14 protein-coding genes and 1 pseudogene are annotated in these 14,830 nt (G+C 63.8%); 8 read left to right on the forward strand and 7 right to left on the reverse strand.

Features of this window, described 5'->3' with window-relative positions; translation table 11 throughout:
* A pseudogene (locus tag BW994_RS17470) lies at positions 1-335 on the reverse strand (hypothetical protein); the annotation flags it as partial.
* Here BW994_RS17470 and BW994_RS17475 point away from each other — a divergent pair.
* The 3 genes from BW994_RS17475 to BW994_RS17485 all read left to right on the forward strand — a co-directional run bounded on the left by BW994_RS17475 (position 334) and on the right by BW994_RS17485 (position 2,783).
* A complete protein-coding gene (locus BW994_RS17475) occupies positions 334-540 on the forward strand; it encodes a hypothetical protein (RefSeq protein WP_029313845.1) in 207 nt (68 codons plus the stop codon). The pseudogene BW994_RS17470 and the gene BW994_RS17475 overlap by 2 nt on opposite strands.
* 7 nt (positions 541-547) lie before the next feature.
* The gene (locus BW994_RS17480) at positions 548-1,483 is read left to right on the forward strand and encodes a cation diffusion facilitator family transporter (RefSeq protein WP_029313843.1); all 936 of its coding nucleotides are present in this window, start codon (positions 548-550) and stop codon (positions 1,481-1,483) included.
* 67 nt (positions 1,484-1,550) lie between these two features.
* Positions 1,551-2,783, forward strand: a complete 1,233-nt coding sequence (locus tag BW994_RS17485) for an acyltransferase family protein (protein ID WP_081849216.1) — start codon at positions 1,551-1,553, stop codon at positions 2,781-2,783.
* Positions 2,784-3,168: 385 nt separating this feature from the next.
* On the opposite strand, the gene BW994_RS20040 is transcribed toward BW994_RS17485, so the two are convergent.
* Complete coding sequence (locus BW994_RS20040) at positions 3,169-3,330, reverse strand: PIN domain-containing protein (RefSeq protein ID WP_139334196.1); 162 nt, start codon at positions 3,328-3,330, stop codon at positions 3,169-3,171.
* 412 nt (positions 3,331-3,742) lie between these two features.
* Here BW994_RS20040 and BW994_RS17490 point away from each other — a divergent pair, with 412 nt between their 5' ends.
* Both BW994_RS17490 and BW994_RS17495 read left to right on the forward strand, forming a co-directional pair.
* On the forward strand, positions 3,743-5,071 hold the full coding sequence (locus BW994_RS17490) for a purine-cytosine permease family protein (RefSeq protein WP_076454776.1): 1,329 nt from the start codon (positions 3,743-3,745) through the stop codon (positions 5,069-5,071).
* 77 nt (positions 5,072-5,148) lie between these two features.
* Positions 5,149-6,168 (forward strand): alpha/beta fold hydrolase, encoded by a 1,020-nt coding sequence (locus tag BW994_RS17495; RefSeq protein ID WP_029313836.1) that lies wholly within the window; start codon positions 5,149-5,151, stop codon positions 6,166-6,168.
* 97 nt (positions 6,169-6,265) lie between these two features.
* On the opposite strand, the gene BW994_RS17500 is transcribed toward BW994_RS17495, so the two are convergent.
* A complete protein-coding gene (locus BW994_RS17500; RefSeq protein WP_029313834.1) occupies positions 6,266-8,023 on the reverse strand; it encodes an aminopeptidase P family protein in 1,758 nt (585 codons plus the stop codon).
* Positions 8,024-8,189: 166 nt separating this feature from the next.
* On the opposite strand from BW994_RS17500, the gene BW994_RS17505 reads away from it, so the two are divergent.
* A complete protein-coding gene (locus BW994_RS17505; protein ID WP_029313832.1) occupies positions 8,190-8,462 on the forward strand; it encodes a DUF1127 domain-containing protein in 273 nt (90 codons plus the stop codon).
* Between the two features lie 151 nt (positions 8,463-8,613).
* Here the strand turns inward: BW994_RS17505 and BW994_RS17510 are convergent, their stop codons facing one another.
* From BW994_RS17510 to metF, 3 genes are all read right to left on the reverse strand, one after another.
* Positions 8,614-9,519, reverse strand: a complete 906-nt coding sequence (locus BW994_RS17510) for a 50S ribosomal protein L11 methyltransferase (RefSeq protein ID WP_029313830.1) — start codon at positions 9,517-9,519, stop codon at positions 8,614-8,616.
* Positions 9,519-11,696 carry an ATP-dependent helicase gene (locus tag BW994_RS17515; protein ID WP_076454778.1) on the reverse strand — a complete coding sequence of 726 codons (2,178 nt, stop codon included), beginning with the start codon at positions 11,694-11,696 and terminating at the stop codon, positions 9,519-9,521. Before BW994_RS17515 ends, BW994_RS17510 begins: the two co-directional genes overlap by 1 nt.
* A 127-nt stretch (positions 11,697-11,823) precedes the next feature.
* The gene (gene metF, locus BW994_RS17520; protein ID WP_029313826.1) at positions 11,824-12,747 is read right to left on the reverse strand and encodes a methylenetetrahydrofolate reductase [NAD(P)H]; all 924 of its coding nucleotides are present in this window, start codon (positions 12,745-12,747) and stop codon (positions 11,824-11,826) included.
* A 222-nt stretch (positions 12,748-12,969) separates the two neighbouring features.
* Here metF and BW994_RS17525 point away from each other — a divergent pair, with 222 nt between their 5' ends.
* Both BW994_RS17525 and BW994_RS17530 read left to right on the forward strand, forming a co-directional pair.
* The gene (locus tag BW994_RS17525) at positions 12,970-13,782 is read left to right on the forward strand and encodes an MlaA family lipoprotein (protein ID WP_029313825.1); all 813 of its coding nucleotides are present in this window, start codon (positions 12,970-12,972) and stop codon (positions 13,780-13,782) included.
* 13 nt (positions 13,783-13,795) lie between these two features.
* On the forward strand, positions 13,796-14,431 hold the full coding sequence (locus BW994_RS17530; RefSeq protein WP_029313823.1) for an MlaC/ttg2D family ABC transporter substrate-binding protein: 636 nt from the start codon (positions 13,796-13,798) through the stop codon (positions 14,429-14,431).
* A 65-nt stretch (positions 14,432-14,496) separates the two neighbouring features.
* Here the strand turns inward: BW994_RS17530 and BW994_RS17535 are convergent.
* Positions 14,497-14,830, reverse strand: a 334-nt coding sequence (locus BW994_RS17535; RefSeq protein ID WP_175612139.1) for an IS66 family transposase, incomplete at its 5' end; no start/stop codon positions are given.

Here is a 14,830-nt window from a genome sequence, read left to right on the forward strand (position 1 = left end):
TCTTCCATGAAGTGCTGGAGTTCGAGGCGGGCGTTGGCACCGGCGACGATGGGGGCGGCTGGGCCGTTGGGCAGCAGGCGGATGAGCCAGGCGAAGCCGCGCGGGAGGGTTAGGGCGGGTTTGGTGGTGGGTTTGCGCTCGGCGGGTTTGCGCGTGCGCGGGGTTTGCGGGGGTTTGGCGGCGATTTTGGCGAAGCGGGCGATCTGTCGGCTGAGGTAGTTCCAGATCAGGACGAGGAGCGGGCCGTGGATTTTGAGGCGGTAGCCGTTGTCGGCCACAGAGCGTTGCAGGGCGCGGAAGATCATCGCGAAGCGCTCGGACGGGTCGGCGGGCATGAAGGGCGCGTTCGAGATCATGCCGCTAGATAAACCAAGGGGGGTGGGGGTGAGAAAGGGAAAAAGTCAGGCAGAAGGAAGAAAGGGCTTCTTTTTTGAAAAAAAGAAGCAAAAAACTTTTTTTAATCTGGGGCACGGGCGTTGGAATCGGTACGGGCCGTTGCGGATCGGGGTGCGGGGCCTCATTTCGGGGGACATCATGTGAGCACGGAATGACAGAACAATCAGGCATCGTCGTCTATGCGGCCCTTGCGGGAAATCTGGCGATTGCGGCAAGCAAGTGGCTCGCCGCAATCCTGACCGGCAGTTCGGCGATGCTCAGCGAAGCCGTTCATTCGACGGTCGATTCGGGCAACGAATTGCTGCTCCTGCTGGGCCAGCACCGGGCGGCACGGCCACCGGACCAGGAACATCCGTTCGGCCACGGCCTGCAACTGTATTTCTGGAGCTTCATTGTCGCGGTGCTGATCTTCGGGTTCGGCGCCGGCGTCTCGCTGCTGCAGGGGATCGAGCATATGCGCACCCCGGAGCCGATGACGGATGCAGAGGTCAGCTATCTGGTGCTCGGCGTCAGCTTCGTCTTCGAAGGTATTTCGTGGCTCATCGCCCTGAAGACGTTGCGCAAATCCGCGGCCGGACGCAGCCTGTGGGCGGCCCTGCGGCGGAGCAAGGACCCCACGACATTCTGTGTGCTGCTGGAGGACAGCGCGGCGCTGCTCGGCATTGTGGTCGCGGCCGGCGGCATTTTTTTGTCGCGATGGCTGCATATGCCGATCCTGGATGGCGCCGCATCCGTCGTGATCGGCCTGATCCTCGCCACCGTCGCCGCGATCCTGGCCAATGAATGCCAGAGCCTGCTGACCGGCGAGGGCGTCAGCCGGGCGGTGCGCGAAGACCTCGAGCGGATTGCACGGACCGACCCTGGCGTGCAGCATCTTTCCGAATTGCTGACCATGCATTTCGGGCCGCGCGACGTGCTCGTGACGCTCAGCCTCGATTTCAAGGACGCGCTGGGTTCGGCGGACGTCGAAGAGGCGGTGAGCCGGATTGAACGGCGGATCAAGCAGGCGCACCCGGATGTGACGCGGGTGTTCATCGAAGCGCAGGCGCCGCGGCCCGAACCGGGGGATGCGGCCGACCCGTTCTGAACCGAACCTAACGAGATTATCATGACCCGGACAAACAGACGCCGCGCCGGGTTCCTATCTGAACGCGATGAGATCGACCGGTAATCCCGACGCCCAGCGTCTTCGTGATGAACAACAAGGTGGGCGGATGGTGCCGCTCGAGGCGATCCGGGGGATCGCGGCGGTCATTGTTGTCGTCTATCACGGCTTGCTGGGCTTCGCGCCACGGATCATCGAGGGGGGTGACGCGCCGGGACAGGTTCTGCGCGAGTTTGCCTCGGGCCTGGTGAACGGCGGCGCCGCGGTCAGCATGTTTTTCGTGCTATCCGGCTTTGTTCTGTGCCTGCCGTTTTCGAGAGGCGGCGGATTGCGCCGCGCCGCAACCGCGATTTTCAAACGATGGCCGCGGCTGGCCGGGATGACGATCATCGCCTGCCTGTTCGCCTGGGTGCTGATTCGGATATCGGGGGACACCTACGCGGTTGCCGGCCACGCCACGCACGCCCAATGGCTCGCCACCCATGGCAATTCGCCGCTCAAGGCGCATCCGGCGCCAACCTGGTACGGCGCGCTTGAGGAGGGCGCGATTTCGGTGTTCACCCTGGGCCATGTGCATTACGACTCGGCGCTGTGGACCATGCGGATCGAATTGTTCTGCAGCATCGCGGTATTCCTGCTCGCCCCCTTGATGTTCGCGCTGCGCCGCCCGGCGCCACAGTTGCTGCTGCTGGCCGGCGCGGCCGTTTTGGCAGGCACCGCCTTTCCCTGCACTTATCTGGCCGATTTTCTGTGCGGCATGGCGCTGGCGCTGGCGTTCAAGGCGGGCAGGCTGCCACGGCTGAACGGCGCCGGCGCCGGGCTTTTGATTGGGGTTGCGCTGTTCAGTTTCGGGTTCCGGGGGTCGCAGCATTTTCTGATCTACGCGCCGGTGCGCGCGGTTCTGCCCGCCGGCGATACCAACCATTATGTGTGGGATTGCGGCGCGGCGGCGGTGATGGTTGCGGTTCTCGGCTACGCGCCGCTCTACCGGACGCTGTCGCGGCCATGGGGCGCCTGGATCGGGATTTTGTCATTTCCGATCTATGTGGTGCATGAGCCGATCCTGCTGTCGCTGGGCGCGGCGAGCTTTCTGCAAGGCCGCAGCCTGTTCGGCCGGCCCGAAGGCGTGGCGCTGGCGGTGCTGGTGACCGTGGTGGCCTCCCTGGCCTGTGCGATTCCGCTGGCCTGGGCCGACCGGCGCTGGTGCGCGGCGCTGGGCCGCCTGACCCAGATGCTGGTTCCGGCGGGCCGACACAAGACAGCTGCAGAGCGGGCCGGCTGAGGCGGGCCCGGGAGGCCGGCGGCGAGGGGGCACCTTGGGTGGGGCGAGGCATTGGCCGGCCTGGGCGATCCGGACGGTGGTCAGCTGCGGGGCATTTGGGTGGGTGAAGACAGGCAGGGCTGGTTCAGCAAGGATTTGTTGTTTGTAAAACCGAAGCGGAACATTTTTGTTGGTTGGGGTTTCAGCCATGGCCATGTGTGCGGCCGAAGAAGTCGGATCGGAAGCCCGATCGTCGGACCGTCCGGTTCTCCGTTCGATCGTCGGAAACCGGCGATACCGCTTTCCACCCGCTTCGACCATACGAAACGGATCAAGCGAACGGCCGCTTCGGAGCAACGGTGCCTTTCAGCTAAACGACCATTCTGAGGCGCATTGCGGCCGGGCCTTATACCACCGTGGCCCGCGAGTTGATGACCGGGATTCCAGCAGCGTGAAACGGCGCGACATCGCGCGAGGCCACGGATAAGTCTCGTGCTGCGGCAATCGCCGCGATGGAACCATCGGCCATATTGATCGCCTGTCCCGCGGTGATTGCAAGCAATGACATCAGTGGTAAGCTTGTGATATCACATGTTCAAGGTGGTGATCGGCGGGTTATGCGTTCGAAGCTGCTGAGGCTTTGGCGGGGCGATCGCACAAACTCAGACTAACGAAAGTTTTTTGCTTCTTTTTTTCAAAAAAGAAGGGCTTGCCTGCCCTAACACTGAGGCGCCGGCGGGCGGGGATTGTTGACGTCGTGCGGTGTCTCGGCTACATGAATTCGTAACAAATTTTCCGGACGCAGCAACAGCGCTGCGGTATAATCAAATACCAGGCAGTATTGCCCCCGTCTCGACCTTGATTGGTTGGTGCGGGGTTTTTTGCGTTCTGATCCGGCATGTCACACGGCACGGCTACGAAACCAGCAAAGTTCGGCACGTTCACGGAATGATCGACATGAAAGGTAATCAGGGCAAGCGATGAAAAAGACGCACGACCATGGGGGTTTCGGGCAGGCCGAGGCCGAGGTGGATCATTTGTTGGGTGATGAGTACGAGCACCGCCCGGTGCCGGCCGCGGCGCGGCGGAGCTTGTTTTCGGTCTCGCTGGTGTGGGCTGGGTTTCCGATGATCATGACCGGCGCCATGACCGGTTCGATCCTGGTGCTCGGCATGGGGTTTCGCGACGCGCTGGCGGCGATGGTGATCGGAAATCTGGTCATGCTGGTCTATGTCGGCTCGCTGGGCGTGCTGGGGACGCGCAGCGGCACGAGTTTTGCGCAGCTTGCCAGCATCGTGTTCGGCCGCAAGGGCTATGTGGTTGCGTCCGGCCTGCTCTCGACGCTGCTGCTGGGGTGGTATGCGGTGCAGACCGGGATTACCGGGGCGCTGGTGAGTAGTGCGTATCATCTGAATTATGTGTTGATGACGGTGATTGCCGGGGTTTTCTATATCGCCATTACGTTCGTGGGCGTGCGGGGGCTGCACTATATCGGGCTGGTTTCGATTCCGCTGTTTCTGGCGCTCGGTCTGTTCGTTGCCGGCGATGCGGCGAGCCATAGCAGTTGGCATGCAATTCTGGCCTATGCCGGCAATAACGGCAAAGCGACGATGTCGATGGGGGCGGGGCTGACCGTGGTGATTGCGCTGTTCATCGATGCCGGGACGGTGACGGCGGATTACAATCGCTGGGCACGCTCGACGCGGGATTCGATCATTGCGACGGCGTGCGCGTTTCCGATTGCCAATCTGGTTGCCATGCTGATCGGGGGTGTGATGACCGCGGCACTGGCCAAGCCGGATGCCAACCCGTTCGGCACCGATAATCTGTTCGGGTATTTGAATGGGTTGCAGCTCGGCTGGCTGAGCGCGCTGGCGGCGGTGTTTCTGTACTGCAATCTTGGCTCGGTCTGCTCGCATTGTCTGTATAATTCATCGACCGGGTGGTCGCGGATTCTGGGGACGCATATGCGCGTGATGGCGGTGGTGCTGGGTGCGATTGGCATTGTGGTTGCGGCGGGGAATGTTTGGGCGTTCTTTATCCAGTGGCTCAGCCTGCTCGGGGTGGTGGTGCCGCCGATCGGCGCGATTGTTCTGGTTGATCAATATATTCTGCGGCGGGATGCGACGATCGATTCCAATGTGCGCGCCAGCCCGTTCATCGCCTGGGTGATCGGCTCGGCGGTGGGGTTGCTCGTGCAGTTCGATGCGCCGGGGTATTCGACCGCGATTGCTTCGATGATCACGGGCGGGGTGGCGTATTATGCGATCGGCGCGCTGACTGTCGAACGGGCGCGGCGCATCGCCTGAGTTGAGTTTCATGCGGCCGCCGGTGCAGGCACAGCGGCGCGCATTTACCTTGGCCTGCGAACGGAAAAGGACAGACAATGCCGGCAGACTATGAAATTTTCGACCTTGGCGATTTTGGTTTGCAACGCGGTGCGACGATCCGCGGCTGCAAGCTTGCTTACAAGACGTTCGGCACGCTCAATGCGGCGAAGGATAATGTCGTTGTCTATCCGACATGGTATTCGGGGCAGCATTACGACAATGAATGGTTGATCGGGCCGGGGCGGGCGCTCGATCCGGCGCATTTGTTCATCATCATTCCGAACATGCTGGGTAATGGCTTGTCATCCTCGCCGAGCAATACGCCGGAGCCGTATAATGCGGGACGGTTTCCGCTGGTGACGGCGTGCGACAATGTGCGGGCGCAGCACCGGCTGGTGACCGAGTTGTTCGGGATCGAGCGGATTCGCCTGGTGGTGGGCTGGTCGATGGGGGCGCTGCAGACGTTTCATTGGGGGGCGCTGTATCCGGACATGGTGGAGCGGATTGCGCCGTTCTGCGGGTCGGCCAAGTGTTCGCGGCATAATATCGTGTTTCTGGAAGGGGTGAAGGCGGCGCTGACGGCGGATGCTGTGTTCGCCGATGGGTGGTATACCACCAAGCCGGCGCGCGGGCTGCGGGCGATGGCGCGGGTTTATGCGGGGTGGGGGTTTTCGCAGGCGTTTTATCGCGAGCAGCTCGATATCAAGACGCTCGGGTATTCCTCGCTCGAAGATTTCCTCGTTGCGTTCTGGGAAGGGTTTTTTCTGCCGAAGGACCCGAACAATCTGTTGACCATGCTCTGGACCTGGCAGAACGGCGATATCAGCGACAATGAGCTGTATGACGGCGATTTTGCCAAGGCGCTCGGTGCGATCAAGGCGAAGGCGTATGTGATGCCGGGCCAGACCGATCTTTATTTCCCGCCGGAGGACAGCGCGTTCGAGGTTGCGCATATGCCTGACGCGACGCTGATTCCGGTGCCATCGATCTGGGGGCATTTCGCGGGCGGGCCGGGGACCAATCCGGTGGATGTCGACTTCATCGATGGCAAATTGAAAGAACTGCTGGCGGCTTGAAGGTTGGTGGGCGTTTGGGGTCGGGGCCGTGGGTGTGGCCCCGACTCATAGAAGTTTTTTGCTTCTTTTTTCCAAAAAAGACGTGCTCGCTTGCCCCTTATATCGCAGCGCAGGCGGTTTTGAGCCAGGTTTGGGTTTGCTCGTCGACCAGGGGGCTGATCTCTTGCAGGATTCGGGCGTGGTAGGTGTTGAGCCAGGTGATGGCTTGTGGGGTGAGGAGGGTGGGGTTGATCAGGCGGCGGTCGAAGGGGGCGAGGGTCAGGGTTTCGAAGGCGAGGAAGGGTTTTTTGGTGGTGAGGGGGGCTTCGGTGACCAGGAGGAGGTTTTCGAGGCGGATGCCGAAGGCGCCGGGTTCGTAGTAGCCGGGTTCATCCGACAGGATCATGCCTGGGGCGAGGGGGATTGGTTTGGCGCGTTTGTGGAAGCTGACCGGGCCTTCGTGGACGGAGAGGTAGGAGCCGACGCCGTGGCCGGTGCCGTGGTCGAAGTCGAGCCCGGCTTGCCAGAGGGGAGCGCGGGCCAGGGCATCGAGTTGCGGGCCGGTGGTATCGGCGGGGAAGATGGCGCTGGCGAGGGCGATGTGGCCGGCGAGGACGCGGGTGAAGCGGTCGGTGATCAGGTCGGGTGGGGTGGCTGGGCCGGTCCAGAGGGTGCGGGTGATGTCGGTGGTGCCGTCGGGGTATTGGGCGCCGCTGTCGATCAGATAGACTTCGTTGGGGTGGATGGCGCGGTTGCTGGCTTCATCGGCGCTGTAGTGGATGATGGCGCCGTGTTCACCGGCGCCGGAGATGGGGTTGAAGCTTTCGGCGCGGAAAGCGGGGGCGGCGGCGCGGTAGGCGCGGAGGGCGGCGGCGGCGGCGAGTTCGGTGAGGCTGCCGGTGGGGGCGGTAAGGTCGAACCAGGCGAGGAAGCGGCACATGGCGGCGCCGTCGCGGATGTGGGCGGCGCGGGCGCCTGATTGTTCGACCGGGTTTTTCAGGGCGCGGGGCAGGACGCAGGGGTCATCGCCGGAGACGGTGATGGCGCCGGCGTCGCCGAGCATTTGGGTCAGGCGGATGGGGGCGGTTGCGGGGTCGAGGCGGATGCGTTTGCCGCGCAGGGTGGCGAGGGTTTCGGCCATGGCTTCGCGCGGGACGATGCTGACCGATTGGCCGAGTTGGGCGCGGGTTTCGGGCGGGATTTTGGCGGGGTCGATGAACAGGATGGCGGAGGCATCGCGCCGGAGGAGGGCGAAGCAGAGGGCGATCGGGGTGTGCGGCAGGTCGGCGCCGCGCAGGTTGAGCAGCCAGGCGATGGCGTGGGGGTCGGTGAGGAGGACGGCGTCGGCGCCGTCATCGCCGATGGTGGTGGCGATGCGCTGGCGTTTGGCGGTGGCGGATTCGCCGGCGCATTCGATGGGGTGCGGGGTGGCCTGGGCGGATGGCGGGGCGGGGCGATCGTTCCAGAACTTGTCGATCGGGTTGGCGATGGGGACCATGGTGAGGCCGGCATCGGTGAATTTGGTGATTGTGTTGGCACTCATCAGCCAGGGGTCGTAGCCGATTTGGCCTCGGTGGCCTCGGGTTTTCAGCCAGGTTTCGGGTGGGGTTTCGGTGATGTGGAGGCGCTGCCAGATGGCGCCATCGGTCTGGGATTCGAGTTGCAGGGTGTAGCGGCCATCGGAGAAGACGGCGGCCTGGTCGGGCAGGACGATGGCGAGGCCGGCGCTGCCGGTGAAGCCGGTGAGCCAGGCGAGGCGGGCGGCGCTGTCGGGGACATATTCGCCGAGGAATTCGTCGTTGCGGGGCTGGATGAACCCGTCGAGTCCCTGTGACTGCAATGCTGCCCGCAAGGATGAGATACGCTCTTTCATCATATCTTAATCAATTTCCTATCATGTTTTTGCATAGCTGACAGAGAAAAGCCTCGCTCCACAAACCGGGCGACCACGCTTATGTTGCACTGCAAGACGACGATGACGATTGGCAATGATGCACGGATCGCCTTCCCCGCCCTTTGTTATTGAACTGAAAGAGAAGATCATGACCACTTCAACCAAGACCACCAAACTCGGCTCCCCGGTCGCTGACGCGATCGCTTCGCAGAACGCCGCGATCGATGCCGCGCTGCGCGACAATTTCAACCGCACGGTTGCGATGTTCGAGCGCGTGCGCGCCGTGTTCACGCAGCAGCGCGCGACGCGGCAGGCTTATCGCGAATTGTCGGAACTGAACGATCGTGAGTTGGCCGATCTCGGCATCGCACGCTCGGATATCCGCAATGTGGTGCGCGGCAAGTTTCCGTCGCGCGTTTGAGCGGCGGCTTCTGAGGCAAGGGGAGGGCGGTGCTCTCCCTTTGTCGTGTCTGAGGCTTTGATCGCCCTTCCCTTGCCTAAAACGAGCGGGTTCTACGGGCTCCGCCCTTAGTGGGGGGTTCGGGGGGCAAAGCCCCCTGATCTTGCTTCCTTCAAAACCCACGCACACCAGCCCGGATCGGTTTTTCGAGGATCAGGGTGGTCCATTCGCCGTCGTTGATGCGTTGTTTCAGCACGAGGCCGTGGCGGCGGTGGGCGGAGAGGACCCAGTTTGCCTGGCGGTCGAGCAGGCCGGCGAGGATGGCGGTGCCGCCGGGGGCGAGTTTTGCGGCGAGTTGGTGGGCCATGGCGGCGAGCGGGCGGGCCAGGATGTTGGCGAACACGAGGTCGTAGGGCGCGTGGCGGCGCAGGGTCGGGCTGAGCCAGCCATCGGCCTGGCGGGCGCGGAACAGAGGGGCGGCGCCGTTGATCGCGGCGTTGGTGGCGGCGACGCGGACGGCGCGGGTATCGATATCGGTGGCGAGGACGCGGCGGCCCCAGGTTTTGGCGGCGGCGATGCCGAGAATGCCGGAGCCGGTGCCGAGATCGAGGATGCGCAGCGGTTGGCGGCGTTTGGCGGTGCGTTCGAGCGCGAGGAGGCAGCCGCGGGTCGAGCCGTGTTCGCCGGTGCCGAAGGCGAGGCCGGCGTCGACCGTGATGACGTGGCGGCCGGCGGGTTTGCCGGTTTTGATGTGGGTGCCGCGGATGGCGAAGCGCTGGCCGATTTTCTGTTCGGGGAAGCCCTGGTAGCTGCGGGCGAGCCAGCCGCCGGCGGGGACGCGGATGCGTTCGATCGCCGGGCTGATGCCGCTGGCGGCTTCGGCGAGGATGAGGGCGGTGACCAGATCGCCGTCCGACCCGTCGATTTCGCGGAGGCCTTCGACCACCCAGGTGTTGGTCTTTTCATCGAGGAAGAAGCCGACGGTGCGGCAGCAGCAGCCGAGTGCCGCCTCGAAGGCTTCGAGCGCGACGGCGGGGACGGTGAGGATGATGCGTTCGAGCTGTTCGACCTGGGGCATCAGGCGCGCTCCACGAAGCGGTCGAGCACGCGTTTTTCGCCGGCGGTTTCGAATTTGATGTCGAGGCGGTCGTCATCGGTGTCGATGATGATGCCGTAGCCGAATTTCTGGTGGAACACGCGGGTGCCTTCGGTGAGTTTATCGGTGCGGGGTGGGCGGGCCTGGGTGTTCCAGGCGTCGTCACGCCGGGCCAGCAGGGGGGTTGCGGTGGCGAACACCGGCGGGGCGGCCAGGCGTTGTTCGCGCGCGAGGCTGGCGGAGCCGCCCATGGTGATGAAATCGGCCGGCAGTTCCTCGATGAAGCGGGAGGGGACGCTGGATTGCCAGTTGGCGTAGATGCGGCGGTTGGCGCAGTGCGAGATGATGGCGCGCTGCTTGGCGCGGGTGATGCCGACATAGGCGAGGCGGCGTTCTTCCTCGAGCGATTTGGCGCCGCCTTCATCGAGCGAGCGCTGGTTGGGGAACACGCCTTCCTCCCAGCCGGGCAGGAACACCGTGTCGAACTCCAGGCCTTTGGCCGCGTGCAGGGTCATCAGGAACACTTTGTCGTCATCCGCCTCGTTATCGTTGTCCATAACGAGGGAAACGTGTTCGAGGAAGCCTTCGAGCGTGTCGAAATCGGTCAGGGCGCGGACGAGTTCCTTGAGGTTTTCGATCCGGCCGGCGGCATCGGGGGTTTTTTGCTCCTGCCACATGGCGATGTAGCCGCTTTCATCGAGCAAGGTGGCGAGGGTGGTGACGTGGCCGTCGCGCTTGAGGGCGGCGCGCCAATTGGCGAGTTTGGTCATCAGGTCGCGCAGACCGTCGCGGGCCTTGCCGCGCAGGCTGGCATCGGCCGCGATGCGGGCGGCGGCTTCGGCGAGGGGGGTTTGATCGGCGCGGGCGCGTTCGTGGATGGTGCGCAAAGCGGTGTCGCCCAGGCCGCGCTTGGGGGTGTTGACGATGCGTTCGAAGGCGAGGTCGTCGGCGGGTTGGGCGATGACGCGGAGATAGGCGATGGCGTCGCGGATTTCAGCGCGTTCGTAGAAGCGCAGGCCGCCGATGATGCGGTAGGGCAGGCCGATCGCGATGAAGCGTTCCTCGAAGGCGCGGGTCTGAAAGCCGGCGCGGACCAGCACGGCGCATTCGGCGAGTTTATGGCCGTCGCGGCGGAGGGTTTCGACGCGGGTGGCGACGGCGCGGGATTCCTCATCGGAATCCCAGAAGGCCAGGATCTCGACGTTTTCGCCATCGGCATCGGTGCGGCCGGCGTGCAGGGTTTTGCCGAGGCGGCCTTCGTTATGGGCGATCAGGCCCGAAGCGGCGGCGAGGATGGGGGCGGTGGAGCGGTAGTTGGCTTCGAGGCGGACGATTTTGGCGCCGGGGAAATCGGCCTCGAAGCGGAGGATGTTTTCGATTTCGGCACCACGCCAGGAGTAGATGCTCTGGTCGTCGTCACCCACGCAGCAGATGTTCTTGTGGCTCTGGGCGAGCAGGCGCAGCCAATAGTATTGGACCAGGTTGGTGTCCTGATATTCATCGACCAGGATGTAGCGGAAGCGGCGGTGATAGTCGGCCAGGACCTCGGGGTCGCGGCGGAGGAGGTCGTAGGCCAGGAGGAGCAGGTCGCCGAAATCGCACGCGTTGAGGGCGCGCAGGCGGTCCTGGTAGGCGGCGTAGAGGTCGCGCGCGGATTCGGCACCCCAGTCGATATCCTGGTCGCGCGGCACGGCGTCGGGCAGGAGGGCGCGGTCTTTCCAGCGCTGGATGGTGCCCATCAGCCCTTGCGGGGTGAAGCGCTTGGTGTCCATCCGGCGGGCTTCCATCACCTGTTTGAGCAGGCGCAACTGATCGTCGGAATCGAGGATGGAGAAGCTCGAGGTGCGTTCGACCCGCTCGGCGTAGCGGCGCAGCATGCGGGCGGCGAGGGCGTGGAAGGTGCCGAGCCAGAGGCCTTCGGCCGGTTGGTCGAGCAGGGCGGAGACGCGCTCGCGCATTTCGCGGGCGGCCTTGTTGGTGAAGGTGACCGCGAGGATCTGGTTGGGGAAGGCGCGGCGGCTGAGCAGGATATGGGCGAATCTGGTGGTCAGGACGCGGGTTTTGCCGGTGCCGGCGCCTGCTAGCACGAGGACGGGGCCGTCGGTTGCTTCGACGGCTTCGCGCTGGGCCTGGTTGAGGCGGGTCAGGTAGGAGGTCAAGAGAGGGCTTCTTTTTTGGAAAAAAGAAGCAAAAAACTGTCATTCATCTGGGGCACGGGCGGTTTTGCGGGCATGGGCTCAGGGAATTGAAGTTTTTTTGCTTCTTTTTTTTCAAAAAAAGAAGTCTTCACTTGCCCTTGACCCCAAGGATACGCGCGATCGCATAGGTGAGGTCGGCGCGATTCAGGGTGTAGAAATGGAATTCGTCGATGCCGTTGGCCTGCAGGATGCGGACCTGTTCGGCGGCGACGGCGGCGGCGACCATTTTGCGGGTTTCGGCATCGTCATCGAGTCCGTCGAACATCTCGGCCATCCAGGCCGGGACCGAGGTGCCGCCCATTTCGCCGATGCGCTTGGCCTGGGCGAAGTTGGAGACCGGCATGATGCCCGGGATGATCGGGGCGGTGATGCCGGCGGCGAGGGCGCGATCGAGAAAATCGAGGTAGTGGGATGTGTCGAAAAACACCTGGGTGATCGCGCGGTTGGCCCCGGCATCGAGCTTGCGCTTGAGATTGTCGAGATCGGCCGCGGGGCTTGCGGCCTGGGGGTGGGTTTCGGGGTAGGCGGCGACCGAGATGTCGAAATCGGCGACGCGCTTGAGGCCGGCGACCAGATCGGAGGCGAAGGCGTAGCCGTCGGGGTGGGCCTGATAGGGCGCGCCGCCGGGAACATCGCCGCGCAGGGCGACGATGTGGCAGACCCCGGCATCCCAGTAGCGGCGGGCGACATCATCGACCGCGCCGCGCGTGGCGCCGACGCAGGTGAGGTGGGCGGCGGGGATCAGGCTGGTTTCGCGGACCAGGCGGAGCACGGTGGCGTGGGTGCGTTCCTGCGTCGAGCCGCCGGCGCCGTAGGTGACGGAGACGAATTGCGGGGCGAGCGGTTCGAGGCGGCGGATGCAGGCCCAGAGCTGGGCTTCCAGCGCCTCGGTCTTCGGGGGGAAGAACTCGAAGGAGATTTCCGGGACCGCCTGGATGCTGCCGGGCAACGGGGCGATGCGCGGGCCTGACAGCCAGCGTTGCAGGGCGGCGCGGGGTGGTTCGTGGCTCATCGCAATCTCCTTCGCGGCGTGGTGGCAGCAAGCGGCGCTGCTGGCAAGGCTGCCGGCACGGCGCGGGAACGTTCATGCCTGATGGCCGCGGCAAGCGGTTGATCATGTTCGCTCTTGCGCTACATATCGGGTAACAAAATGACTCGTAAATAGTCTTGGCGCTGGCGTGAGCCGTATTTAAGTGAAGGCGGCCCTGATTTTCAGGGTCGATGAAGGAGGCCCATGGGCATCGTGATCAAATCGGTTGTGCCGCTGTTGGCGGTCGGGTGTCTGCTGGCCGGGTGCGCAACGGCGCCGCCGCAGACGAACAAGGCCGCGTATCAGGCTTACCAGGAGCAGAACGACCCGCTCAAGCCGTTCAACAAGGCGTCGTATCATTTCGACAATGTGCTCGACACCTACGTGCTGCGGCCGGTCGCGATCGGGTATATCGACGTGACGACGCCGGGGATTCGCCGGCATGTCGGTGAGTTCATGAGCAATACGGACGCGCCGGCGCAGCTGCTCGAATTCATGGCGGCGGGCAAGCCGCGCGACGCCGGCACGACGCTGGTGCGGTTTCTGGTCAATTCCACGGTCGGCATCGGCGGGTTGTTCGATCCGGCGAGCGCGCTGGGGTATCATCCGGTCTATACCGATGTGGGTCTGACGCTGGCGGGCTATGGCGTGCCGCAGGGGCCGTATTTGTATCTGCCGTTCGCGGGGCCTTCGACCTTGCGTGATGCGACGGGAATTCCCGCCGCGATCGTGCTGAACCCGACGTTTCCGGCACCGCCCTCGACCGGTTTGACCATTTTCAACTACGGGTCGGATGCGCTGAGCGTGGTGAATACGCGTGCCGAACTGCATGGCACGATTTCGAACATCAAGAAGACCTCGCTCGATCCCTATGCCACATTCCGGAGTCTTTATCGCCAACATCGTGCCGCAGAGTTGAAGGACATCAACAAGCGCGACGTCGCCACGCCGCCGGCCTGGTACTCGGCCGCGCAGCGCAAGGCGATGATGCACGACGAATACGATTCCACCAACTAGAAAGGACTGCCCCATGGCTGCCTATTCCCGCCGGGTTCTGCTCGGCGCCTTTGCCGTGATGCCGGCGCTGGCGCTGTCGCCCATCGTTGCCGGCACCGCGTTCGCCGCCGCGCCGAGTGCTGCGACTGCCAAGACGTTCATCAACGATTCGGGTCAGAAACTGGTCTCGATCATCAACGGGCCCGGCTCGACCAGCCAGAAATCGGCCGATCTGCGGTCGCTGGTGAATAACATCGTCGCGGTCGATCAGATCGGCAAATTCGTGCTCGGGCGCTATTACCGGGTGGCGACGCCGGCGCAGCGGAGCGAATATATGCAGCTGTTCCACCAGACGCTGGCCTACAACATCACCACCCAGATCCGTGCCTACAAGGGTGTTACCTTCACGACCGGGCGCGTGACCAGCGGGCCGGAGGGCGAGATGGTCAGCACCGAGGTCAGCCGCCAGGGCCAGGCGCCCGCGCATGTGCAATGGGTGGTCGATACCGTTGGCGGGCAGCCGAAAATCGTCGACGTGGTGGTTGAAGGCACGTCGCTGCGGGTGACCGAACGATCGGATTATTCGAGCGTGATCAATGATCATGGTGGTCAGGTGCAGGCGTTGCTGAGTGCCATGAAGCAGCAGCTTGCGCGGATGCAGGCGGGTTGAGGCGTTAAGGGAAGGAAGGCTTCTTTTTTGTAAAAAAGGTAACTGCCCAGGTCTTTTGACGGGGATCAGGCCAATTTGAGTTGGGCGATTAGGACGTTTGGATGCGCATTGATTGCGTTCAGCACGTCCCATTGCTGTTTTTTGGCGGTCGAGAAGAACGAGCGGATAACGGCGAAGTCCTCGGCGCCGGTTACAGCGCGGAAGCCGCCGGAGATTTTTTGGCGCAGCTTCATCATCCGGCCATCGCGCTCGGCAAGATTGTTGGTGAACGGCACGGCCGGGTTGGACAGGAAGCGCAGCACGTCCGGCTTGCGTGTGCTCAGACGCAGCAGGAGGTTGTGACCGACCCTGCGCGGCACACGACCACGACGGCGGGCTTGGACGTCGGCTTGGGTCAAC

The organism is Acidiphilium rubrum (genome assembly GCF_900156265.1).
GTDB lineage: Bacteria > Pseudomonadota > Alphaproteobacteria > Acetobacterales > Acetobacteraceae > Acidiphilium > Acidiphilium rubrum.

Bases quoted from the DNA above. Each gene is read 5' to 3' on its own strand.
- BW994_RS17475 (WP_029313845.1), top strand. From the start codon at position 334: ATGAAGGGCGCGTTCGAGATCATGCCGCTAGATAAACCAAGGGGGGTG.
- BW994_RS17480 (WP_029313843.1), top strand. From the start codon at position 548: ATGACAGAACAATCAGGCATCGTCGTCTATGCGGCCCTTGCGGGAAAT.
- BW994_RS17485 (WP_081849216.1), top strand. From the start codon at position 1,551: ATGAGATCGACCGGTAATCCCGACGCCCAGCGTCTTCGTGATGAACAA.
- BW994_RS20040 (WP_139334196.1), bottom strand. From the start codon at position 3,330: ATGTCATTGCTTGCAATCACCGCGGGACAGGCGATCAATATGGCCGAT.
- BW994_RS17490 (WP_076454776.1), top strand. From the start codon at position 3,743: ATGAAAAAGACGCACGACCATGGGGGTTTCGGGCAGGCCGAGGCCGAG.
- BW994_RS17495 (WP_029313836.1), top strand. From the start codon at position 5,149: ATGCCGGCAGACTATGAAATTTTCGACCTTGGCGATTTTGGTTTGCAA.
- BW994_RS17500 (WP_029313834.1), bottom strand. From the start codon at position 8,023: ATGATGAAAGAGCGTATCTCATCCTTGCGGGCAGCATTGCAGTCACAG.
- BW994_RS17505 (WP_029313832.1), top strand. From the start codon at position 8,190: ATGACCACTTCAACCAAGACCACCAAACTCGGCTCCCCGGTCGCTGAC.
- BW994_RS17510 (WP_029313830.1), bottom strand. From the start codon at position 9,519: ATGCCCCAGGTCGAACAGCTCGAACGCATCATCCTCACCGTCCCCGCC.
- metF (WP_029313826.1), bottom strand. From the start codon at position 12,747: ATGAGCCACGAACCACCCCGCGCCGCCCTGCAACGCTGGCTGTCAGGC.
- BW994_RS17525 (WP_029313825.1), top strand. From the start codon at position 12,970: ATGGGCATCGTGATCAAATCGGTTGTGCCGCTGTTGGCGGTCGGGTGT.
- BW994_RS17530 (WP_029313823.1), top strand. From the start codon at position 13,796: ATGGCTGCCTATTCCCGCCGGGTTCTGCTCGGCGCCTTTGCCGTGATG.